At 67.9% G+C, this 22,655-nt stretch carries 19 protein-coding genes; 14 read left to right on the top strand and 5 right to left on the bottom strand.

The genetic code is table 11. From position 1 onward, the window contains the following. Window positions 1–7 precede the first annotated feature (7 nt). Genes ENSA5_RS29500 through ENSA5_RS29485 form a run of 4 tightly spaced genes read left to right on the top strand, consistent with a single transcriptional unit; the run spans window position 8 to window position 4,145 of the window. The gene (locus tag ENSA5_RS29500; RefSeq protein ID WP_106395051.1) at window positions 8–898 is read left to right on the top strand and encodes a protein kinase domain-containing protein; all 891 of its coding nucleotides are present in this window, start codon (window positions 8–10) and stop codon (window positions 896–898) included. A gap of 15 nt (window positions 899–913) precedes the next feature. Continuing rightward, window positions 914–2,005 carry a DUF2169 domain-containing protein gene (locus ENSA5_RS29495; protein ID WP_146156238.1) on the top strand — a complete coding sequence of 364 codons (1,092 nt, stop codon included), beginning with the start codon at window positions 914–916 and terminating at the stop codon, window positions 2,003–2,005. Then, window positions 2,002–2,934 carry a hypothetical protein gene (locus tag ENSA5_RS29490; protein ID WP_146156237.1) on the top strand — a complete coding sequence of 311 codons (933 nt, stop codon included), beginning with the start codon at window positions 2,002–2,004 and terminating at the stop codon, window positions 2,932–2,934. The genes ENSA5_RS29495 and ENSA5_RS29490 overlap by 4 nt, the downstream gene beginning before the upstream one ends. Further along, the gene (locus tag ENSA5_RS29485; protein ID WP_181198280.1) at window positions 2,931–4,145 is read left to right on the top strand and encodes a DUF2169 domain-containing protein; all 1,215 of its coding nucleotides are present in this window, start codon (window positions 2,931–2,933) and stop codon (window positions 4,143–4,145) included. Before ENSA5_RS29490 ends, ENSA5_RS29485 begins: the two co-directional genes overlap by 4 nt. 40 nt (window positions 4,146–4,185) lie before the next feature. Here ENSA5_RS29485 and ENSA5_RS29480 read toward each other — a convergent pair whose 3' ends face one another. Then, window positions 4,186–4,629 (bottom strand): hypothetical protein, encoded by a 444-nt coding sequence (locus tag ENSA5_RS29480; protein WP_106395047.1) that lies wholly within the window; start codon window positions 4,627–4,629, stop codon window positions 4,186–4,188. A gap of 1,020 nt (window positions 4,630–5,649) precedes the next feature. Here ENSA5_RS29480 and ENSA5_RS38480 point away from each other — a divergent pair. Both ENSA5_RS38480 and ENSA5_RS29470 read left to right on the top strand, forming a co-directional pair. Beyond that, on the top strand, window positions 5,650–5,820 hold the full coding sequence (locus ENSA5_RS38480) for a hypothetical protein (RefSeq protein ID WP_181198279.1): 171 nt from the start codon (window positions 5,650–5,652) through the stop codon (window positions 5,818–5,820). Between the two features lie 9 nt (window positions 5,821–5,829). After that, window positions 5,830–6,450: a transposase gene (locus tag ENSA5_RS29470; protein ID WP_181198278.1), complete on the top strand. Its 621-nt coding sequence runs from the start codon at window positions 5,830–5,832 to the stop codon at window positions 6,448–6,450. A 320-nt stretch (window positions 6,451–6,770) separates the two neighbouring features. On the opposite strand, the gene ENSA5_RS29465 is transcribed toward ENSA5_RS29470, so the two are convergent. Then, on the bottom strand, window positions 6,771–7,784 hold the full coding sequence (locus tag ENSA5_RS29465; RefSeq protein WP_146156235.1) for a hypothetical protein: 1,014 nt from the start codon (window positions 7,782–7,784) through the stop codon (window positions 6,771–6,773). 548 nt (window positions 7,785–8,332) lie between these two features. On the opposite strand from ENSA5_RS29465, the gene ENSA5_RS29460 reads away from it, so the two are divergent. Genes ENSA5_RS29460 through ENSA5_RS29450 form a run of 3 tightly spaced genes read left to right on the top strand, consistent with a single transcriptional unit; the run spans window position 8,333 to window position 13,006 of the window. Next, complete coding sequence (locus ENSA5_RS29460; RefSeq protein WP_106395043.1) at window positions 8,333–8,773, top strand: AgmX/PglI C-terminal domain-containing protein; 441 nt, start codon at window positions 8,333–8,335, stop codon at window positions 8,771–8,773. 52 nt (window positions 8,774–8,825) lie between these two features. Beyond that, window positions 8,826–9,383, top strand: coding sequence for an ECF-type sigma factor (locus ENSA5_RS29455; protein WP_219906887.1), 558 nt, complete (start codon window positions 8,826–8,828; stop codon window positions 9,381–9,383). Then, window positions 9,380–13,006, top strand: a complete 3,627-nt coding sequence (locus ENSA5_RS29450; protein ID WP_106395041.1) for a WD40 repeat domain-containing serine/threonine protein kinase — start codon at window positions 9,380–9,382, stop codon at window positions 13,004–13,006. Before ENSA5_RS29455 ends, ENSA5_RS29450 begins: the two co-directional genes overlap by 4 nt. A gap of 170 nt (window positions 13,007–13,176) precedes the next feature. On the opposite strand, the gene ENSA5_RS29445 is transcribed toward ENSA5_RS29450, so the two are convergent. From ENSA5_RS29445 to ENSA5_RS29435, 3 genes are all read right to left on the bottom strand, one after another. Continuing rightward, entirely contained in the window at window positions 13,177–14,157 is a 981-nt protein-coding gene (locus tag ENSA5_RS29445; RefSeq protein ID WP_106395040.1) for a hypothetical protein, read from the bottom strand. After that, window positions 14,154–14,393: a hypothetical protein gene (locus tag ENSA5_RS29440; protein WP_106395039.1), complete on the bottom strand. Its 240-nt coding sequence runs from the start codon at window positions 14,391–14,393 to the stop codon at window positions 14,154–14,156. Before ENSA5_RS29440 ends, ENSA5_RS29445 begins: the two co-directional genes overlap by 4 nt. Window positions 14,394–14,880: 487 nt before the next feature. Beyond that, complete coding sequence (locus ENSA5_RS29435; protein WP_146156234.1) at window positions 14,881–15,282, bottom strand: hypothetical protein; 402 nt, start codon at window positions 15,280–15,282, stop codon at window positions 14,881–14,883. Between the two features lie 76 nt (window positions 15,283–15,358). Between ENSA5_RS29435 and ENSA5_RS29430 the strand changes: the two genes are divergently transcribed. The 5 genes from ENSA5_RS29430 to ENSA5_RS29410 all read left to right on the top strand — a co-directional run bounded on the left by ENSA5_RS29430 (window position 15,359) and on the right by ENSA5_RS29410 (window position 22,650). Continuing rightward, a complete protein-coding gene (locus ENSA5_RS29430) occupies window positions 15,359–15,790 on the top strand; it encodes a hypothetical protein (protein ID WP_146156233.1) in 432 nt (143 codons plus the stop codon). A gap of 129 nt (window positions 15,791–15,919) precedes the next feature. Next, window positions 15,920–18,151: a nitric-oxide reductase large subunit gene (locus tag ENSA5_RS29425; protein WP_106395036.1), complete on the top strand. Its 2,232-nt coding sequence runs from the start codon at window positions 15,920–15,922 to the stop codon at window positions 18,149–18,151. A gap of 438 nt (window positions 18,152–18,589) precedes the next feature. Continuing rightward, window positions 18,590–20,167, top strand: coding sequence for a right-handed parallel beta-helix repeat-containing protein (locus ENSA5_RS29420; protein ID WP_106395035.1), 1,578 nt, complete (start codon window positions 18,590–18,592; stop codon window positions 20,165–20,167). Between the two features lie 5 nt (window positions 20,168–20,172). Further along, entirely contained in the window at window positions 20,173–21,054 is an 882-nt protein-coding gene (locus ENSA5_RS29415; RefSeq protein WP_181198277.1) for a formylglycine-generating enzyme family protein, read from the top strand. A gap of 453 nt (window positions 21,055–21,507) precedes the next feature. Then, the gene (locus ENSA5_RS29410; protein WP_106395033.1) at window positions 21,508–22,650 is read left to right on the top strand and encodes an imelysin family protein; all 1,143 of its coding nucleotides are present in this window, start codon (window positions 21,508–21,510) and stop codon (window positions 22,648–22,650) included. Window positions 22,651–22,655: the final 5 nt, after the last annotated feature.

The raw sequence follows: 22,655 nt of genomic DNA, 5'->3' as shown, positions 1-22,655 counted from the left end.
TGGGGTCATGAGCGCCCTCGACGAGTGGCAGCGAGGCGTCGAGAGCCTCGCCAAGCTGCTCGACGCGGCGCTGTGGTCGAGCGAGCGACTCGCGGCGGCGCGGCGCGAGCTCGCGTGCGTGAGCTCGACCAGCTGGCCCGAGCGCCGCGCCGTGGTCCTCGACGAGCAGTTCGCGCTGCTCGAGGTGCTCGCCACGAGTCCTCGCGCGACGGTGTTCGCGGGGCTCGAGCTCACGACCGGAGCCGACATAGCGATCAAGGTCCTGCTCCCGACCCCGGGCTTCGCCATCCACCGCCGCGAGCTCGAGCGCGAGCGCGAGCTGCTCTCGCGGCTGCGCCACGATCACGTCGTCGAGATGCGCGGCCACGGCTGCGCGGGCACCTTGCCCTACCTGGTCACGGGGCGCATGTTGGGCGGCAGCTTGGACGCGTGGCTCGGTCGGGCGCCAAGTAAATCCGAGCGACTCCAAGTCCTGCGAGACGCGAGCTCGGGGCTGGCCGCGGCCGCCTCCCTCGACCTCGCCCACGGTGACGTGAAACCCCAAAATGTGCTCGTCTCCCGCGAGGGTCGGGGCCGCCTGTGCGACTGGGGCAGCGAGCGCTACACGACCGTATTGTTCTCGCCACCCGAGCGGCGGGTGAGCACCCCGCCGAGCCCCGCCGGCGACGTGTTCTCGCTCGGGCTCGTCATCGCCTTCGCGCTGCGAGGCTGGCACGAGACTCCGGCCCCAAACGAGCGCGCCGACCCCAACATCTGGCCGGTGCTCGCAACCCGTGGCGTCGACGAGCCGGGCCTCGTCGAGCTGATCGCCCGCTGCGTCGACCCCAACCCTCGCGCACGACCGTCGGCGCGGCGGGTAGCGCAGATGCTCGCACCGCCACCGAGCGCGCTCGTGTGATATCGTCGCGGCCCCTTGAAGTTGACCAACAGCACACCCTTGGCCGCAGAGGTCGTCATCGGGGAACCCGAGCAGCCGGGCTTTCGAGCCGGGATGGTCGTGGCCAAAGCGACGTATTTGTTTGATCCGCAGGGCCGGACGAAGCTCGACGATCAGGATCCAATTCCGCTGCTGCACAACGACGAGCCCACCGAGGTCGGGCTGCTGCCTCGCGACGACTTCCCTCGCCAGGAGCGTGCCTTCGAGGTGATCTTCCTCGGCTGCGCCCACGCCCCAAACCAGATCCCCGTGCAGAGTCTGCGCGTGGTGCTTGGGCTCGGCGACGCGTGGAGCGAGCTGCTCGTCCACGGTGACCGAAGCTGGCTTCGGCGCGGCCCAGCCACCAGCATCAGCCCCGCACAGCCGTTTGTGCGCATGCCCATGGGCTGGGATCACGCGTTTGGGGGCAGCGCCGAGATCCTCATCGACGAGGGCGCGGTGCTCGAGGTTGGAGACCCGCACAACCGCATCGGCAAGGGCTTCGATCCCGAACCATCGGCCCGAGCCGCGGCCGCCGAGCTCCGGGCCCCCGCCCCCTTCCCGCTGTTCTCCCCCGAGCGCGCCCTGCCCAACATCGAGCGGCCCAATCTACAGATCTCGCGCTGGAGCGACGCGCCACCGCCAGCCTCGTGGGCCACGGTCCCGCTCGACTCCGCCTTGCAGGCCCTGCGCACCTTTGATCTGCCCGCCGATCACACCATGCCCGAGGACATCCAGGCGGCCTTGAGCCCCTCGCGCTGGTTCCGGGCGGTGCCAGAGTGGATCCTTCCAATCCCGCCAGCCGGGGCGATGATCTACATGGAAAACCTGTACCGCTGGGGCGCGCAGGTCCGGGTCCCGCTGCCGCAGCTGCGTGTCTTCGCCGACTACCAGGTTGGTGAGCGCGCCGGCGAGCTCGAGCTCGAGCCGCAAATGTTGGTGCTGATGCCCGAGCAGTCACGGTTTTGCTTGGTCTACCGCAAGATCTTCAACTTCTCGGACGCCGATGACATCGAGCGCTCGATGCGACTGCGCAAAGCCGACGGCTGGTTTAGCGCGAACGACCAAGGACAGGAGTCAAAGCGATGAGGTGCACGATCAATGTGGTCTGGGACGTGTCTGCTGGCGTGTTGACCCACAACGTGCTCGCGCCACCGGCCGTCCCCATGCCGACGCCCATGATCTCCGTCGAGATGATCTGCACACAGATGTGGACGCTTGGCTTCTTGCTTGGTCAAAACAAGCTCACGACCAAGGTCATGCACAGGTCGGTGCCGATCGTGCTCGACGGCCACGACTGCGGGACCATGATCCCCGACATCACGCCGCCGATCATGGCCAACCTCTACTACCTGATCGCGTGGCCCTTCTCGAGCCGCAAGATCGCGTTCGCGTCGAGTACGGTCAAGATGGACGGGACCCCGACCGGCTGCGCGCAGATCGGCCTGCCGCCGCTGCCGATGATGACCTGCGGCGATCCAGTCTCGGCTCCGACCTCGCTGGTGCTCAGCAATCAGTTCAATATGGTGACCGTCGGCATCAGCCTCTTCGATCTGTTCATGGGGATCCTCGGCATCCTGATCTCCATGGCGATCGACTTCGTGTTCGAGATGGCCTCCTTCAGCAGGGCCGGCGCGAAGGACGTCGCGACTTCGATCTTCGGGCGCCAGGTACTCAGCCGCGAGCTCATCGGGGAGTTCGCTGCGACAGCGATGCACTCGGTCACGCGAATCCTCGCCACCGAGTTCGTCAAGAAGCTGATCCCGACCGATGGCAAGGCCGTCCTCAAGCGCCTCGCCGGCGGCCTCGGCGGGCTGTTGACGAGCGGGCTGCAGGGCAACCCAACCTTCTCACTCGGCGTCGGCGGGCCCGGCTTGGGCGGCAAGGTCAGCGTCGGCGCGGCTCCAGATCCGACCGCGGCCGACCCCAACCCCTCGCACTTCTCGGCCGAGGGCCAGCTGGGCGGAGAGATCCGTGACACCCGCGGCGGCGGCTCGAGCTGGGGGCAGCCCCTGTGAGCGAGCGCCAGCCCGCGCGGCCAAACTACGACGCCGAGCTCGGCCTGGGCGGCACCACCGACGAGGGCCCCTTCGCCTACGTGCTCGCCAAGCTGACCTACTCGCTCGAGGACGGGACCCCGCGCCTGAGCGAGCCCAAGCCGCTGTTGCACGACTTTCGCGAGCCCGACAGGGATCCGCTCATCGTCGCCGGGACCGACTTTTGGTCGCGCAAGCTCGCCACCGATTTCGTGGTTCAGGGCAGCGCGTTTGCGTCACGGCCCACCCCCTACTTGTCGGTCACGGCCGCGATCGGTGAGGTCGTCAAGAAGATCAACGTGGTCGGTCGCCGCGTGATCGAGTGGCATCACGGCATCCCGCGCGTGCCCTCGCCCGAGCCCTTCGAGGTCATGCCGCTGACCTATGAAAACGCCTATGGCGGCCTCGATTGGCGCGTGCCCGTCGACAACGCCGAGGCGCCCGAGATGCAGTTCATCTTGCAGAGCGATCACCCCGGCATGTACCCGCGCAACCCCTTCGGCAAGGGTTATATGGCGGTCCAAGGCGAGGTCCCCGAGATGGAGCTGCCCAACCTCGAGGACCCCTCGGACACCTTGACCGACGAGCGCCTGATCGCCAGGGGCCCCGAGGGCTGGTACGCGCAGCCCCTGCCCTGGTGCTTTGACTGGGTCCACCCCTCGACCTTTCCGCGCTACGTCTACCTGGCCTACGACGTCGACGCGTGGTTCCCCGGCCCCGAAGACGCGCACATGCCCGAGGTCCGGCGCGGGTTCGTCCCGCCCAACTACCGCGAGCTGATGTCGCATCGCACGATGGAGCAGGGCCCGGATCCCCGCTATCGCCAGGGCGCCTCCCATGGCTTCGTGCTCCCGGATGTGCGCGGCGGTGAGCCGGTGCGGATCGAGGGCATGCACCCGAGCGGTCGGCCGCTCAACTTCCCGCTGCCGGTCCCGCCGGAGATCGAGCTGTTCATCGAGAACACCAGCAGCACCCCTCGGACCCGCGTGCACTCGATCGTCGTGCGTCCCGAGGAGCTCGAGCTGACCATGACCGTCGGCGCCTGGGCCCCCCTGCACCGCACCTTCCTCCCGGGCTTACACAAAACCATCCCGATCGCCGCGTCGATCGGTGGCGACGCCCCGATCGCCTATGACGCGCCAACGACCATACGAGATCGCATCGCCGAAGCCCGAGCCAACGCGACTTCCTGATCGCCCTGGCTGATCGCCCTGACTGATCGCCAGCGCCAGGCTATTTTTTAGCTCCCAGCGCTCGGGCGTCAGTCACCGCGACTCCCTTCGCCTGCATGGCCGCGAGCACCTTGTTGATCGTCGGCGCACGGAAGCCGATCACCTGTAGCGGCTGGCCCTGGCCGTGGATCATGACGCGCAAGCGCAGCTTCTTGGTCCGGCTCTCGGTGCCGACCATGACCTCGTCGACGTCGACGGACGCGAGCGAGGCCCAGGGGATCACGGCGCGGTCAACAAAGGGCAAGAAGGGCCGCATCAGCAGGCCCTCTCGATCGAGCACCAAGCCGGTCTGGAGCGCGCGCCAGGTCAGGAACAGCGACAGCGCGAGCGCGGGGACTCCGGCCACGTAGCCGTAGAAGATCCACAGCAGCGCGGTGACCAGCCCGCCGAGTTGTACGGTGATCACGGTCGGGGTGATCTGGCGAGCGACGATGCGGTCTTCCACGCCACACAGGGTAGCCGATCGACACGGGACGCCGCACCCCTGCTTGCAGGCCGTGGTCCACGACCTGCGAACGTTCTAGGAGCCCGTGGTGCAATGCATCGCGTCGCCTCACGCCGGATTTTTCGCCGAGGGCGAGGCACCGAAACGCCGCTGTACCGGGCGTACTGCAAGTTTCGCTAACACTGCCCTCGGCGAAAATTCCGGCGCGAGGCATTGCACCACGGGCTCCTCGCTCACGAAGCCCTCCCGACGCCGAGCCACCAGCCAGGCCTCGAGCTCATCGACGTTGGGCGCCGTCTCAGGCAGCGGGCTGCGATCCCTCGCCGCATCCAGGCGGGCCTCGAGCTCGGGCCAGCGCCCCCGCAGCTGCGTGGCCAGACTTCGGCGAGCGCCTCGTCGGGTGAGAAGAGCTCTCGGACCGGATGAACGAGCTTGCGGGTCTGCTCACCAGGCGAGGCCCCCTGTAGCTGGCGGTCGCTGACCGAGGCCCCGTAACAAGACGCCAGCGCTGGCTGCTCGTCGGCGAAGCCGTCGAGCGTGCGGCCATGTCGGGCGAGCACGCGAGCGATGGCCTCGTAGGTCCAGCGCGCGACCTCGGAGACTTGCTCGGGCGTCGGCTTGGGCAGCGCGTGGAAGCGGAGCTGACCGTCAGCCTCGCTAATGTAGACGCCGTCGAGGACGACGGGCAGAATCCCCGGCGCTTGCAGGACCAGGCCACGACCTGCGACTGGCCACAGCGGCGACAGGCGAAGTGGGCGAGACCGCCGGCTTGCTCGGCGCGCTCGCGGAAGGTCGGCCAGTGCTGCTCGACCACCTGGTGGAGCAGGGTCTCCTCGGGCCGACGACGCTCGTAGCCATCCGGACGCGAGGCCGCCGAGCACGCTGCGGACGCGCGAGCCACGACAACGACTGCTCAGCCGTGAGGGCACGGCGATCGGCTTCAACCCCAAGCGCAAGGGTGCGCGCAGCTACTACCCATTGTTTTGCGTGATCTCCCAGCTGGGTATGTTTCTCGACCGCTTGCATCGGCCTGGCAATGTCCACGACTCGAACGGCTCGGTCGACTTCATCGGTGAGTGTGTCGCCGCGGTCCGTGCTCGGTTGCCACGCGCCGTGCTCGAGTCGCGCCTCGACAGCGCGTTCTTCAACGAGCGGGTCCTCCTCGGGCTCGAGGAGCTCGGTGTCGAGTAGGCCGTGGCGGTGCCCTTCGCGACCTACCCGGGCCTGAAGCATCGCGTGCACTCGCGCGAGCGATGGCATCGCATCGACGACCGGTGGTCCTACTTCGAGCTCGGCTGGCGACCGAAGAGCTGGTCGGACAAGCGCCGCCTGGTCTGCATCTGTCAGCGCCGGGCTGGCCGCCCCAAGGGGCCGCTGCAGCTCGACCTGTTCGAGATCGTCGACCCCGAGCTCGAGTTCAAGGTCATCGTCACCAACAAGACGACCACGGCCGGCAACGTGCTGCACTTCTTCAACGGCCGCGGCCTCAACGAAGCGGTCTACGGCGAGGCCAAGTCCTTCGCTGGCCTCGACTACATCCCTTGCCGTCGCCGCGCCGCCAACGAGGTATTCACGCTCTCGACCATGCTCGCCCACAACCTCAGCCGCGAGCTGCAGATGCAGGTCGTCGAGCCCACGCGTCGCACGTCGACGACCCGGGCGCCGCACCACGAGCTCAAGACCCTCGCTACGCTCCGCCACCTCGTCCTTCGCCGGGCCGGGCGGCTCACGCGACCGCAGCGGCGGCTGCACTTGTCGACCGCGGCCAGCGGTATCGCCCGCGAGGAATTCGAGAGCATCCTCGATGCCCTCGCAGCCTGAACCATCACCGCATCACAACACTCGCTCTACGCGTGAATGTCCGCGTGTCTGCGGCGGAGATGTCGATGGCAATACTCTGCACGGCAAGAGGACGGGAAGGGTCCCTCGCGCGCGGAGTCCCACGGCTTGGCGATTCCGTCGAAGTGAAGCTGATCTATCGGCCTACTCGCGCGACGGCGAGGGCAGATCCGATGGGTGAGTGGCCTGTTTGAGCACGGGAGGGACCCTTCCCGGCCGCCGCGCTGCTCGACGTCACCGACGAACTCCAGCAGTCGCCGACATCCACTGGGCCACTCCCCATGCAACATCTGGGTTATGGCTTACAAGGGACGGGACAGGTCACCGATGAAGTCAGCATAGCCCAGGCCACACATGCAGGACATGATCGTGCTCAACTTGAGGCGGCCGGCCTCGACGTGGCTGATGGCAAAAATTACACCGACCCCAGTGGCACTGCTCCACCACAGCACCTCCTCGATGCCGTCACCGTCGATATCGACCACAGCCTCGGGCTCGTAGCTGGCCGCCCATGGAGTCGGTGTCTCGAGAACCTCGATCAGCCGTCCTCGTTCGTCGAGCGCCGCGAGGACCTGCCATCCGCCATCTCCTTCGTCGTCAAAACCAAACTGGAAGACTCCGATGGTGCTCGCAGCGCCAAACTGGCCCGGGAGCTCGGCCACGAGCTCTAAGCTCAGCCCAGGGGAGGCCTCCCCCTGGCGAGCCTCGAAGTCGGCTCGAACCGCCGCCCTGGTTCTCTCGTCTCGTTTTGTTGGACGGCGCATCGGCCGAGGCTCGAGGCGAGCGGCGGGATCGAACTGAAGGTCCTGGCTGATGAGCCACAGCTGGGAGTCGGCCGGCAGCGGGCTCCCCTCGCGGACCAGGGCCGTCGTCATCCATCCCTTCCCTGGCGACTGCGTCGTCGCCGTTGTCAGCCCGTCCCGCCCGAGCAGTTTCAACTGCTGCCCCGGCGCCGTACAGGGCATGGCGTTTGGATCCTCGTCGATCCAGTGAGCATTCGAGTCGCACACGAGGCTCATACCGAACCTGGCATCCTGAGAGAGAAAGACACCAAGGGCGAGATCGCCCTCGATCTTGGTGTTGGCCCCACTTGCGACGGCAGTCGGCTGGTTTCCAGGTTCGGTCGGGAGTGGCTCTAGCTCCGGTGTGGGCTTGGGCGTTCCCGAGGTTTCTGGCCCGGGCTTGGCTTCGACCTCGCCCGGAACCGCCAACTCGGATTTGATGGTCTCCGCTCGCTCCTGCCCACAACAAGATAGCCAGACGAGCAAAAGGCAGGTGCTCGAACGGGTCTTCGAGAGGAACGCTGCGTTGAACATCGCACTGGTCTAGCACGAAGGCCGACGGGCAGCTGGATGAGGACGTGGCCTGGCCTACGCATCGGGCTCGTTGGTGTCGGCGAGACGTGGGCGCCGTCTACGTTTATTGACCCCCCTGGGCAGTTTGGCCGCCCAGCCTCAAAGTCATCGCTGCGCGATGACCCGGCCACGAGGGGCGCCTAAGTCAGATGAGTGAGGGTCGGGCTCGGCAACGGCTCGGCAGCGCACACACGCCGCCCGTCGCCATCGTTCTATCGACGACAGTTCGTACATACTAGCCTCCAAACGCAGCGGCGCCGCTCCACGCCCGACGGCGACCAGTGGAGCGTCCGCGTGTTTCCCCAGACCCTGCTCGACAAGGCGCTGTTCACGGGAGTCTGGGCGTCGCTTCATCGTCTCGTACCAGACCCTCCGCCGCCCCGAGTACCAGATCGACGGCCAGACCGGACCCAAAGCGCTCTCGGATCCCACGCTGCTTGCGCCTCGCCATGGGCCAAAAATTCTCGCGGCCGTTGTGGTTCCCGTCGCTCGATTGCGCCTGAGTGGATATGACCACCAAGAGCCGAATCCTCGAGCACACCCAGACCCACTTTTTCGCGCTGGCCGGCCTGATCGGCCTGAGCCTGGCCACCGCGACGACCGACGCGGCCGCACATCCCTCCGCCGCCGAGCCGCAGCGGATGGGTCAGCAGGCGCAGGTTGACGGCGGGCTCGACAAGGCGACCGTGCGGGAGATCGTGGCCGCACGCATCGACGACGTCCGCGAGTGCTACATCGCCGAATTGATCGAGGATGACACAGTCGTCGGCGGCATCGTCATCGACTTTACGATTGTCGCCGCCGGCAGCGTCCACGACGTGACGATCGCCGAGTCGACGATGCCCGCTCGCTTCGACGCCTGCGTGGCTGCGGCGGTCGAAACCTGGCAGTTTCCCAGCACCTTGAGCTCGACCGAAGTGAGCTACCCGGTCGTGATGGAGCCGGGGTGAGGGTCGGACCCACTCTCGACACCTTGCGCGCTGCTGCGAGACACTGCAACCCGTGACCGACGCACCCGTGACCGTGCTGCTGCGTGCCTGGCAGGCCGGTGAGGCCTCGGCGCTCGATCGGCTGATGCCGGTCGTCTACGCCGAGCTCTATCGCCTTGCCATGGCGCGTATGCACGGCGAGCGGAGCGGGCACACGTGGAGTCCGACCGAGCTGCTGTCCGAGGCGTTCCTGCGCCTGTCCGGCGCGCGCACGGATTTTCAGGATCGCGCGCACTTCTTCGCCGTTGCTGCGCGGATCATGCGACGGATCCTCGTCGATCATGCACGGGCGAGCGCGGCCCAGAAACGCGGCGGGCGGGTGCGGGCCGTGACCCTCGACGAGCAGCTGATCGGCGGCGGTCGGCCCGAGCAGCTCGTCGCGCTCGATGACGCTCTCGCAGCCCTCGCTGACGTCGACGCGCGCAAGGCCGAGGTCGTCGAGTTGCGCTACTTTGCGGGCATGACTCAGCAGGAGATTGCCCAGGCGGTCGGCGTGCACGTCAACACCGTGGCCCGCGACCTCCGCCTCGCCGAAGCGTGGATCCATCGCCAGCTGCTGGAGGCCGATTGACCCCCGAGCGCTTCCGCGACGTCGAGGCGCTGTTCGACGCCGTCGTCGAGCTGCCGGCGGCTGAGCGCGAGGCTCGACTCGCGCAGGCCTGCGCCGACGATGCCGAGCTGCGTGCGGAGGTCGAGTCGCTGCTGGTCGCCGTCGACGGTGCGCCGCGTCACATCGAGGCGTTGATCGCCGCGCAGGCCCAGGCGCTCAGGCGCCCGGCCGAGCTCGGGGCGCGGCTGGGCTCCTATCGGTTGCTCGCCGAACTCGGCGAGGGTGGCATGGGGGTGGTCTATCGCGCTGAGCGCGACGACGGCGAGTACCGAACGCAGGTTGCGATCAAGTTGCTGCGCGTCGGTCTGAGCCCCGAGGTGCAGGCTCGCTTTCGCGACGAGCGGCAGATCCTGGCCACGCTCGAGCACCCCGGCATCGTGCGCTTGCTCGACGGTGGCTCGACGGTGGCCGGCCAGCCCTACCTGGTCATGGAGCATGTCGACGGTCTCCCGATCACGCTCCACGTGGTCGAGCACAGCTTGTCGTTGGCGGCGCGCCTCGAGCTGTTCCTGCGGGTGGCGGCTGCGGTAGCGTTTGCTCATCAGCGGCTGATCGTGCATCGCGATCTCAAGCCCTCGAACATCCTGGTGACCGCCGACGGCACGCCCAAGCTGTTCGACTTTGGCATCGCCAAGCTGCTCGGCGACGACGAGCGACGCGCGGCCCACACGCGCACCGGAGCGCAGCCACTCACGCCCGAGTACGCGAGCCCAGAGCAGCTGCGCGGGGAGCCGATCACGACCGCAACCGACATCTACTCGCTCGGCGCCGTGCTCTACGAGCTGTGCACCGATGCCAAGGCGCGACCGCTGGCCACCGGCGAGGATGCCGATCACGGGCGGCTGCTTCGGGCGATGCTCGACGGTGAGCCGCGGCGGCCAAGCACGGTCGCCCCTGTGGCGCGGCGACGCGCGCTGCGGGGCGACCTCGACAACATCATCCTCAAGGCCCTGCACGCGCGGCCGCAGCAGCGCTACGCCTCGGTCGAGCAGCTGATCGACGACATCGAGCGGCACCTCATCGGGCTGCCGGTCAAGGCCCGCGACGCGACGCTCGGCTACCGCCTCGGCAAGTACCTGCGCCGCAACGCCGCGCTGGTCGGCGCAGGGTTGTTGGTGCTCGGCAGCTTGGTCGGCGCGGTGGTGGTCTCCCTCGCGCAGGCGCGACGCGCCGATCAACAGTCTGCGATCGCCGAGCGAGCGCGCGAGCAGGCCGACGCGCAGGCCGAGGTCGCGCGCGAGCAAGCCGAGGTCGCGCGGGCCCACGCGCGTCGGGTGCGGGATGCCATGCATGTGAACGCGGCCTCGGCCGGTGATCCGACGCTGGCGATCTCGCTGCTGCGCGAGCTCGAGTCGCGGCCGAGCGAGTCGTTTGGGTGGTTTGCCGCGGTCCCGCACTTCTCGACGCCGTCCTTCGTCAGCACGTCGCAGCTGCTTGGCAGCGAATCGGCGGTCGCGGCGGCCTGGAGCGCCGACGGCCGGCACTTGGCGACGTCCGGCAGCGACGCGGTGGCGCTGCTGTGGGCCGCCGATGGCACGCTGCTGCACACGTTAGGAGCCCAGCAGGAACGAGCCGGCGCTCTCGCGTTCTCGCCCGAGGGCGCGCGGCTGGTCACGCTCGCATCCGGTGCCGCGACCATCTGGGCGCTCGACGGCACGCGGCTGGCGACGCTCGTGGGTGTCTCGATGATCAGCCCCACAAGCCTCGTCGCGTGGAGCGGCGACGGCACGCGACTAGCGACGGCCGGCGACGACAAGCGTGCCTATGTGTGGACGGCCGAGGGCGAGCTGGTGAGCACACTGGCCGGCCACACCGCCAGCGTGTCGACGGTCGCGTGGAGTCTCGACGGCGCACACTTGCTCACGGCCTCGCGCTGGGATCCGACGGCGCGCGTGTGGGAGGCCGATGGCACGCTGGTGGCTACGCTCGCGAGTCACGGCGGCGGCATTCAGGCAGCGTCGTTTGGGGGTCCCGACGGCAAGCTGATCGTGACGGCCTCGGACGAGGGCCACGCTCGTGTATGGCGAGTCGACGGCACGCTGGTGCGGATCGTCGGCGACCACCAAGGGCCGATCATGGACGCGGCCTGGAGCGCCGACGGCCGGCTCGCGCTGGCTTCGCGCGATCGGACGGCTTCGATCTGGCAGCTCGACGGTATACACGTGGCCACGCTCGACGGTCACGAGGGACCGATCGTGGACATCGAGTGGAGTCCGGACGCGCAGTGGCTGGCCACGGCCTCCGATGATCGCAGCGCGCGAGTGTGGCGATCGGATGGCGCGCACGTGGCCACGCTCGCCGGCCATCGCAGTCCGGTCACGACGGTCGCCTGGCGGCCGCGGGCCGAACCTGCGAGCGCGAATCTGTTCGACGAGGTGCTGCTGACCACCGCCTACGGTGAGCCAGCGCGCACTTGGGTGGCCGAGCACGCTCTGCCGATCGCGTTCGTCGGTCACGATGCAGAGATCCGCGACCTCGCGTTTAGCCCCACGGGTGAGCGCGTGGCCTCGGCGTCCGAGGATCGCACGGTCCGGGTGTGGGATCGCGGCGGGATCGAACGCGCGAGTCTCGTGCACGACGCGACAGTGCGCTCGGTTGCGTGGATGGGTGAGCGATTGTTGACCGTGTCCGATGATCAGACCGCGAGGGTGTGGGCCAGCGACGGCACGCTGATTTCCATCCTCGGGCAGCCTGGTGACGCCGAGCTACTCGCGGCCAGTTGGGGCCCGAGCATCACGACCTCCCACGCCGACGGAAGCGTCCGGCTGTGGCAAGCCGACGGCCGGCTGCTCGCCACGCTCGATGGCCACACTGACGCCGTGTCCGCGACGATGTGGTCGAGCGACGATCGACTTGTGACGGCCTCGTGGGATGGCACCGCCCGCGTGTGGCGAGCCGACGGCACGCTGCTGACCACGCTCGAAGGCCACGAACAGGCCGTCCAGGCAGCGGCATGGAGCCCCGACGCGACCCGCATCGCAACGACGTCCATGGATCGCAGCGTCAGGATCTGGCGCGACGACGGGACCTTGCTGCGGCGCCTCGACGAGCGCAGCTTGACAGAGGCCGTAGTATGGAGCCCCGACGGCGCGCGCCTGGTCACGACCGGCAGCGATCGCAGGGCCCGAGTCTGGACCGCCGAAGGTGACGCGATCGCTACGCTCACCGGCCACGCCAACGAGATCACGTCCGTCGCCTGGAGCAGCGACGGCACGCGCCTGCTGACCGCCTCGTTGGATGGCCGCGTGCGGCTGTGGCGGAAAGATGGCCTGCTGCTGGCAACGCTCGAGCACCCTCGGGCCGTGCGCGCGGCCGCGTTCGATCCTGCCGGCACTCACGTGCTCACGAGCTTCGGTAATCAAGCGCGACTGTACCTGATCGATCCTGACGCGCTACAGCGTCGCTTTTGGTTGTCGATGCCCCGCTGCCCCGACGCCGACGAGCGCCAACGCGTGCTCGCCCTGCCACGCAGCGACGCCGAGCAGGACGCCGCCGACTGCCTGGCCATGCAGGCCTGCCTCGCCCGCCCGCCGGTGAACGACCGCTACGACGCATGCTTGGCCGAGTTTCAGGCGGCCAAATAGAATGAGCGACTCATCGTCGCTCGACTTGACGGCGCCTCAAAACCGCACGCACTGCGTCCCCGCCACCCCCGTCGAGCCCGTCGAGCCCGTCGCTGGGGTCGCCGACAGGGCCCCATGCCAAAACGTGGGCAGACCCACAGTTGGCGCCCCAGGAACCCCGTGGTCCCAGTTCACGCAGGCCAACGAGCAGGCACCTGGAGGGCCGAGATTGTGGCGCCGTCCTCGAACAGGGCGAATCCAGTCGTGTCGGTGGACGCCTGCAACACTCCGGTCCACACGTATTTTCCGTTTACCGGGCCAGTCTGCTGAACCAAGTAAAAGCACACGAGGTAGGCGCCGGTCGCGGCCGGGTACTTCCAAAGTCCAATGACATCCTCGCCGTGGACGGACTGGTCGACCATGAACCAACTCTGGAAGACCGTCGACTTCTCGACCCCGTTCTCGCTCGCCCAGGTCGTGCCATAGCCGCTCGATGAAAACAAGGTCGTCATGGCGTCCCCCGCTGGGTAGGCGTTGGCATAGTCAAACGCATTGTCAGGGACCGGGGTCAGCCACCACTCGTCGGTGGTCACGTTCCTCCCATCCTGCTGAGTATTCGTGAACCACACGCTGTAGTTCTCCGCGGTGCTCGTGATGTATTGATCGGCTCCGCCCTTGTCGGCGAGGAAGCTCGCGACCGTGGTCGCGTGCCACTTTTGTTCATCCACGACGCTCTCTTCATACGACCTAAACACCCGGCAATAGCCTGATTCAGCCATGTATTGGAGATAGGCGCCGACCCAGCTGTCGCGCAGTTGCTCGCTCCAGACGATCCAGTCGAAGTCCGCTTGGGTCGCCCACTCCGCGGCCAGCTGACCAAGAGTGACCTCAGTCCCGGTGAGCGGGTTGGTGTACGGCTCGCACCAAGCGTCCTCGGCGCCATTGGCCATATCATTGATGAGCCCAACGATAAGCTCTCGGAGCTCGTTCGAGTAGTCCTGCATCGAATCGACACAGCTGATTGAGTTGATCGCTGTACTGCCGTCAGAGTTAGACGACAACGTAGCCTCGATTACGTCGGCGCTGGCACCGACGATGCTCGATAACACACCGCCCAAGACCGGCACGATGTTGAGCGCCGCGTTGATCTCTCCCAACAGCAGGTCGCTCATGATCTCGTATCGTACCCCAAGCCGACGATGTTCGCGTCGAGGTCGGGGCCAAGCCGCAGCAGGTGCCAGCCTCCGCCAGCGACCGGTGTCAGCGTCGACGCGATCGCTCGCGGGTGCGCGCCGCCGACCTCGGTCGCGCACAGGGCCCGACGGCGCGCGGGGCCCTCGCCCTTCAACAGCCGACGCAGGGCCTCGACGTCGGCGAGGGGCGGGGCCCGGGTTGGACCCGAGACCAACGCAAAAGGACTCGCGGCTGGGGACGCTGGCGCCGGGGATCTCGGCGAACGTAGCGCGCACGACCTCGTAGTAGCCGCCGACGTTCTCGGCGTCGATCCCGACGAAGCGGGCCCCGCTGGCCAGCGGCGTGCGCGGCTCGGGCGTGCGCGCGCGGGTCCAGACCATGCGGAGGGTGGCGTAGGCGAAGCGAAAGCCCCGCTGCTCGAGCATCGCCCGGTGGGGAACGACGCTGGGATCGAGCGCGAAGTCGAGGTGGCTGCGCGGGCCTGCGCGCACGTGGGCGAGCGCCCCCGACAGCAGCCGGGCGAGCACCGGGGCCGCGAGCTAGCAGCCCGGGGTGCAATGCCTCGCGCCGCCTCGCTTGGCCTTTTCGCCGAGGGCTTTGTCGCCAAAACTTGCAGTACGCCCGGTACAGCGGCGTTTTGGCTTCGCGCCCTCGGCGAACATTCCGGCGCGAGGCGACACGATGCATTGCACCCCGGGCTGCTAGCCCTCGCGCAGGCCGACCAACACCAAGTCGGCCGCGTCGTCGCCGTTGGCACAGGTGTCGACGACGACCGCGAGCACCACGCGCGCACCGTCGACGCTCAGATCGAAGACCCCCGCCGACCCCGACGCGAGCTCGCCAATGAAGCGCGGGACCATCGACGCCGGGACCCGCGGGCACGGGTGAGCGCGCGCAAACTCGACGAGCTCGCGCGGGTCGCTGTCGTGGTCTCGCTCGATCTTCAACTCGACCGGGCGCCCGGCGTCGTGCCACAGTAACCGGGCGACGGGGTCGGTGCCAATGCCGAGCTCGGGGAACTCGACCCAGCAGTGGCTCAGATCGACCACGCTGCCCACGACCAGGCGCCCGGGCGGCAGGCCGCAGGCGGTGGCCGCCGACACGCCATCGAGCACAGAACGCCACGGCCAGCGACTCGCCACATTGCCGGCAAGCAAAGTGAGAGAGGCGTGCTCGAGCATGCCGCAGCGTAGGTACCCCTCGAACTCTTCGACGATGAAGTCGGGCAAGCCGCCGGACTGGTCGGCGCGCGCACTGGCCAAGGTCTGGCGCTGGGAGCAGGCCGTGCCCCACCTCGAGCGGGCCCTGTCCGCGAGCCCCGGATCGCCCGAGCTCGCGGCCGAGCTCGCGACCGCGTGCGGCAGCGCGGGCATGCACCGCCGCGCGCTCGAGGTCTCGGCCGCCGCCTTGGCCCTGCGACCGCGCGACGCCGCCTTGCTGCGCACGCAGGCCCTCGCGCTCCAGGCCCTCGAAGACCTCCGCGCCGACGCGGCGCTCGAAGCTTACGTTGTCCATCGCAAGCCCGATGACCAGCCTCACCTCGCCTCGGCCTGTGGCGAGCGGGACCCCGCGTGTGCACGCGAGCGCGTGCCTGTCCACGTCCACGAGTGAGCCGGCCCACCCCGGTGGGGTCTCGGCCGACCCCGCGCGTGGCCGGAGCTGAGCTCAGGATCGTCTGGGCGCCAAACCTGCGCGTTCGGTCACCTTGCAAAGGACAACAAAGCTGAGCAAGACGCGAGCGTGCCCTGGAAGACCCCCTGGATCGCGCTCTTGCTCGTTTTCGTGTGCTCGTTTGGCGTGTTGCTGTATGCCGGGCACCGGATCTCGGTCGAGGCGCCCCCAATCCCGACTCGCGTGCTCAGCTCGACGGGCGAGCTCCTCATCGACGAAGGTGAGGTGATGGCCGGCCAGAGCGTGTGGCAGGCCATGGGCGGAATGGAGGTCGGATCGATCTGGGGGCACGGTAGCTACGTCGCGCCCGACTGGACCGCGGACTACCTCCACCGCGAGTCGGTGATGATCCTCGACCGCTTCGCGCAGGCCGAAGGCGCGAGCAGCTACGCCGAGGCTCCAGCCGAGCTCCAGGCGGCCCTGCGCGCGCGGCTGCAAGGGAGCGGTCGCTCGAACCAGGTCGAGGCCGGATCCGGAGATCTGATCATCTCGGCCGAACGCGCCGCGGCCTTTCACGAGCTCGAGGCCTACTACGCCGAGCTGTTCACCAAGGGCCGGTCCGACTACGCGATCCCCAGCGGTGCGCAGAGCGATCCGGACAAGCTCCACACCCTGACCAGCTTCTTCTTCTGGACCGCCTGGGCCGCGAGCACCGATCGGCCCTCGACGCCGGGGGTCTCGTACACCAACAACTGGCCCCACGAGCCTCTGGTCGAGAATCGGGTCACGGGTGACGCGCTGCTGTGGACGGGCGTCAGCATCATCGTGTTGCTCGCTGGCATCACGGGCCTGGTCTGGTGGCGGGTCTCCGGTCCGCCAGGACCGACAATCTCCGAGCCTCCGGCCAACGATCCGCTGCTCGGCACCAAGCTCACGCCCTCACAACGCGTGACGCTGGTCTACTTCGGCGTGGTCTCGGCCCTGTTCCTGGTCCAGATCGCGATGGGCGTGATCACTGCACACTTTGGCGTCGAGGGTGACGGCTTTTACGGTGTGCCGCTCTCGCGCTGGCTGCCCTATGTGATCACGCGGACCTGGCACACCCAGCTGGGCATCTTCTGGATCGCAACGGCGTGGCTGGCCGCGGGCCTGTTCATCGCGCCGAGCATCGGCGACGGCGACCCTCCCTTCCAACGCGCGGGCGTGATCGTGTTGCTCGGCGCGCTGGTCCTCGTGGTCGTCGGCTCGATGGTGGGCCAGTGGCTGTCGGTCATGCACAAATTCTCCAATGACACGATGCGCTTTTACTTTGGCCACAGCGGCTACGAGTACATCGATCTGGCCCGCGTGTTTCAAATTGGCCTGCTGGTTGGCCTGTTCTTGTGGATCGTGCTGGTCACGCGCGCGGTCAAGCCAGCGCTGATGCGCAAGGACGACGACAGCCGCGGGCTGCTGGTGCTGTTCGTGCTCTCGGCCCTTGCGATCGCCGGCTTCTACGGCGCCGCCCTCGGTTATGGTCAAAACACCCACCTGTCGATCGCCGAGTACTGGCGTTGGTGGGTGGTGCACCTGTGGGTCGAGGGCTTCTTCGAGGTCTTCGCTACTGTGGTGTTCGCGTTCTTGTTCGCCCGCCTCGGCTTGCTCGAGCCCAAGTCGACCGAGCGGGCGGTCGTCGCCGCGGCGGCGATCTTCTTGGCCGGCGGCATCATCGGCACCCTCCACCACCTCTACTACAGCGGCACCCCGGCGATGGTCGCCGCCTGGGGCTCGGTGTTCAGCGCGCTCGAGGTCGTGCCCTTGGTCCTCATTGGCCACGAGGCGTGGGATCACTTGCGCTTGTCTCGCGCTCAGAGCTGGGTCAAGAAGTATCGCTATCCCATCTATTTCTTCCTCGCGGTCGCGTTCTGGAACGCGATCGGCGCGGGCCTGTTTGGGTTCATGATCAACCCGCCCATTGCCCTGTATTTCATGCAGGGTCTCAACACCACGCCGGTCCATGGCCACGCCGCGCTCTTTGGCGTGTACGGGATGCTGGGTCTCGCGCTGACCTTGTTCTGCGCCCGGGCGGCCGACGCAAAGCGCGAGTGGAACGAGCGACCGCTGGCGATCTCGTTTTGGCTCCTCAATATCGGGCTGTTCGCGATGGTCGTGATCAGCCTGCTGCCGGTCGGGCTGCTGCAGACCCAGGCCTCCGTCGAGGTCGGGTACTGGTATGCGCGCAGCGCCGAGTTCATGCAGACGCCGACCATGACGACGCTGCGCTGGCTGCGGGTGATTGGGGACACCTTGTTTGGCGTGGGCGCGCTGGCGTTCGTGTACTTCATGACAACGCTGCTGCGGCGCGCGCCTGCACGCGGCTGAGCTGCGTGCATCGTCCGAGCGCGCGGTGGCTGCGGTATTTACCGGCCACTTGAACAATCCCCCGCAGCGGGGGCGCCGCTCAGGATGGGACCGGCGCCCCTGGTTCTTGCTCGACCCGCAAGCCGGTGCCGCGAGCAGGCCAAACCCCAGGCCGAACCAGCTACACGAGAATGCAGCTGCCCGTGGGCTTGCCGACACTTTAATCCCGTGCAACAGCAACATTAGGGGTTACAGCTCGAAAGGTGAACAAAGGACACCTGACCAACCACGCGCCGAGGCAGCTCGGCGGACCATCTGGACCTCGAGACGACCAGGGAGTGTTCTGCGGGCTTCACCGCCCACTGTTTGGATGTCCTCCGCCAGCGCTCGCCAGCGGGAGCTCCAGAGCGCTGCGACCTTCCCCTTGAGCGACGAGGCCTCCACCGGTAGCCTGCGCCGATGCACGATGTCGTACACGAGAAGTCTTGGCGGCTCGGCCTGGAGCGCGCGCTCCTGGCAGCGGCGGTCCTGCTCGGCGGGGCAGGCTGCAAGGGCGAGGGGGATGATGGCGCGGACGCAGGCACAATTGGAGGGACCGACGCAGGCACGGGCGGGGCGACCGACGCAGGCACGGATGAAGGGACCGACGCCGGGACCGACGCAGGCACGGACACCGGACCGGGCCCGGTCGACGGGCCGTGCGGGTGGGAGCAGGGCGAGCGACCGAGCGCGGAGCTCCCTTCGACCCACGACAACGCGTACACGATCAACCTCGCGCAGTGGATGATCGACAACGACGGTGGCGACCCCGTCGAGACCCGTCAGCGCATGAACGAAGCGATCGCGTGGGCGGTTGAAGACGGCTTTGACAAGGTCATCGTCCCGCCCGGTCGCTATGTCGTCGGCGAGCTCACCAACGACATCTACGCCGCCGGCATCGTGCTGCCCGGCGACATGACGCTCGAGCTCTCGGACGGGGCGATCATCGAGATGACGCCCAACGACCGCCACAACTATTGTGTCATCAGCGTCGAGGGAAACGACAACATCACGATCCGCGGCGGGATGATTCGGGGCGACCGAGCAGACCACGACTACAGCGGCGGCGCCAACGACGAGGGCCACGGCGTGTGTGTGTGGACGAGCGCAGACCGCATCCTCATCGAGGACACCGAGCTGACCGAGCTGACCGGCGATGGCGTGCTCATCGTCGGCTCCGCGCCCAAAGATGACGACCCCGACGCGGAGGTCCCGAGCACCAACATCACGATCCGCAACAACGAGATCCACCACAACCGGCGCAACGGCGTCTCGATCGTCGGCGGGCACAACGTGGTGATCGCCAACAACCACATCCACCACATGGAGGGCACCGCGCCCCAGTTCGGAATCGACATCGAGGGCGTCCACCGCCGCGACCAGGACATCCTGATCTTCCAGAACAACTTCCACGACAACGTGGGCGGCGACTTCGTCACCTCGACGGGCCGAAACGTCTGGCTCGAAGAGAACACCATGACGCAGTGCCAGGTCAACGAACAGGGCGAGTACGACGCCGCGCTGCCCTGCGAGAACGACCAGATCGACGGGCCGATCGTGCTGTGGCAGAACACCGACACGATCGTGATCAACAACGAGATCCGAATGACCGCGGGAAGCGTCAACGGTCTGTGGGGGATCATCAATTACCCGAACGTGTCCGAGGCCGTGCGAGACAACCCCGTCGGCAACTACATCGCCGGGAACACCTTCTACGGCTGCGGCATCCACAGCGCGTGGAACCGGCTCCAGCACATCGCGAACAACACCATCCACGAGGGCACCTTGCTCGCGTACTTGCTCGAATGCACCCGGCTCGAGAACAACCGCATCAATCGGGTCTCGGGCGAGCGCTTCAAGCTGCGCAACGTCGCCGGGCAGGCCGAGGGCAACATTATCAACCGCGACGAGGGGGCGCCCCCCTCGGGCGACGTCCCGGTCCACTTCCCGATGTCCGACGACTCGCCCTACCGCAACTCTTCGCCGGTGTTCTGGTGATCCCCATGACGACCACGACCACGACCACGACCAACATCAAGACCAAGACCAGCACCAAGCTCGCCGTCACCGGCTGTCTCGCGGCGATCCTCGGGGTCTTCGCGCTCGGGGCGACGACGGGGGCGCCAGAGGGGGCGCCAGAGGGGGCGCAGATCAGCCCCGGCCCGGTCGCCGCGGAGGACGACGAATGCCCGCCAGGGGAGGCGAGCGCCGGGATGGGCCCCGAGATGGTGCGCTTGCCGGACGGCTTTTGCATCGACACCACAGAGGTCACGCGCGGCCAGTACAGGGCCTGGCTCGAGACCACGCCGAGCACCGAGGGTCAGCCCAGCGCCTGCGCACAAAACGAGGACTTCGAGCCGAGCTGCGCGTGGCCGCCACCGGATCACGAGGCGAGCTACCCGGTGGTGTGTGTCGACTGGTGCGACGCGCGGGCCTACTGCGAGGCCGCGGGCAAGCGGCTCTGCGGCCAGATCGGTGGCGGCGGCTACGACTTCGACTCGTACGACGACGCTTCGGTCAGCGAGTGGCACGCGGCCTGTACCTCGGGCGGCGAGTACGACTATACCTACGGTGACGCGCTCGACACACAGATCTGCCGGGGCGCCGACGCCGAGGACTACACCACCTGGGGCTTCGTCGAGGTCGGGACCCTCCCGGGCTGCCACTCTCCCGTCGACGCGTACAGCGGGGTCTACGACCTGAGCGGTAACGCTGCAGAATGGGACAACGGCTGCGACGGCGACACCCCGGACTCACCTTGCCGCATCCGCGGTGGGAGCTTCGAGTTCAATGACGTGGGGCTGCGCTGCGCGATGGCGGCAGATCTACGCTGGCCACGCATGCGGCAGGTCGTGTCGGTTGGGTTTCGCTGCTGCGCCGATTAGCCTTAAGAGACCCCCGCGGCCGTTAGCGACTCTGCCACGCACGGCCGCAAGCGGCCGGTCGCTCCTCGCTGCGCTCGTCGCTCGGTGGGCTGGCATGTGCTTCGCTACCGGTTGCGTGGCCCCCTAAAAGGGGGCTCGATTCTCTGGACCGCCACAGCCGTTAGCGACTCTGCCACGCACGGCCGCAAGCGGCGCGACCTTGCCCGTTCACGGGCCGACGCGGGCCCCTTACCGAGTGTGGCTGGGGATGCGAAGCCCGCCGAGGGCGGCTTCCCGCGCAGCGCGCTCCCCTTGGCTCTCGCCTGCCTGGGGCGGCGTGGATTACGCGTATTGAAAATTTATTTCATTTTGAACTGCCCCTGGACGCCCTCAGTTGATGAGAAACAGTCACCTGCGACCTTCCTGGGCATGGCTCACGTTGACATTGAAAGTGGTTTTCAATACTACGCGTGCATGAAGCCTCGCTTGCTCGGCATCCTCGCGGCCCTGACCCTCGCGTGCTCGACGACCGACGACCCCGAAGACGCGTCCCTGAGCGCGGACGAGGTCGCGCCGGTCGCCGAGACCTACGCCCAGATCGTCGCGGCCAGCTACACCGACTCACGGACCGCGGCCGAGGCCCTCGAGCTCGCCCTCGACGCGCTCGTCGCCGACCCGAGCGAGGCCACGCTCGAGGCCGCGCGTCAGGCCTGGCTCGACGCCCGCGAGCCCTACGGCCAGACCGAGGTCTACCGCTTCTACGACGGACCGATCGACAACCCCGACGACGGCCCCGAGGGCCAGCTCAACGCCTGGCCGATGGACGAGGCCTACGTCGACTACGTCGACGGCGCGCCGGACTCGGGCATCATCAACGACGCCACGACCTACCCCACGATCGACGCCGCGCTGCTCGCCTCGCTCAACGAGGCTGGCGGCGAGACCAACATCTCGACGGGCTACCACGCGATCGAGTTTCTGCTCTGGGGCCAAGACATGAACCCCGACGGCCCCGGCGCGCGGGCGGCCAGCGACTACGCGACCGACGGCTCGAGCACCGTGGACAACCCCGAGCGCCGCGGGGCCTACGTGCTCGCGGCCGCGGAGCTGCTCATCAGCGATCTCAGCGGGCTCGAGGCCGCCTGGGCCAGCGGCTACGTCGACGAGTTCAACTCGGCTGACCCGCAGGAGGTCGTCCGCCGGATCCTCCTGGGCATGGGCAGCCTCAGCGGCGCCGAGCTGGCCGGCGAGCGCATGAACGTCGCGCTCGAGACCATGGATCAGGAGGACGAGCACTCCTGCTTCAGCGACAACACCCACCGCGACATCATCAACAACGCGCGCGGGATCGAGAACGTGTACCTCGGTCGCTACGGCGAGGTCGACGGGCCCGGGATCTACGATCTCGTCGCCGCCCGCGACCCCTCGCTCGCCGACCGCCTCCGCGACGAGCTCGCGGCCAGCGTCGCCGCGGCCGAGGCGATCCCGGCGCCCTTCGACCGCGCGATCGTCGACCACCGCGAGGCCGTCCAGGCCACGATCGACGCCCTGCGGCTCCAAGCCGACACGATCGTCGAGGTCGCCACGCTGTTCGAGATCAACCTGGCCCTGGAGTAGCCTGC

It is taken from the genome of Enhygromyxa salina, assembly GCF_002994615.1.
In the GTDB taxonomy this organism is placed as follows: Bacteria; Myxococcota_A; Polyangia; order Nannocystales; family Nannocystaceae; genus Plesiocystis; species Plesiocystis salina_A.
Note: the sequence above shows the minus strand (reverse complement) of the source record. Positions and strands in the feature narration are given on the sequence as shown.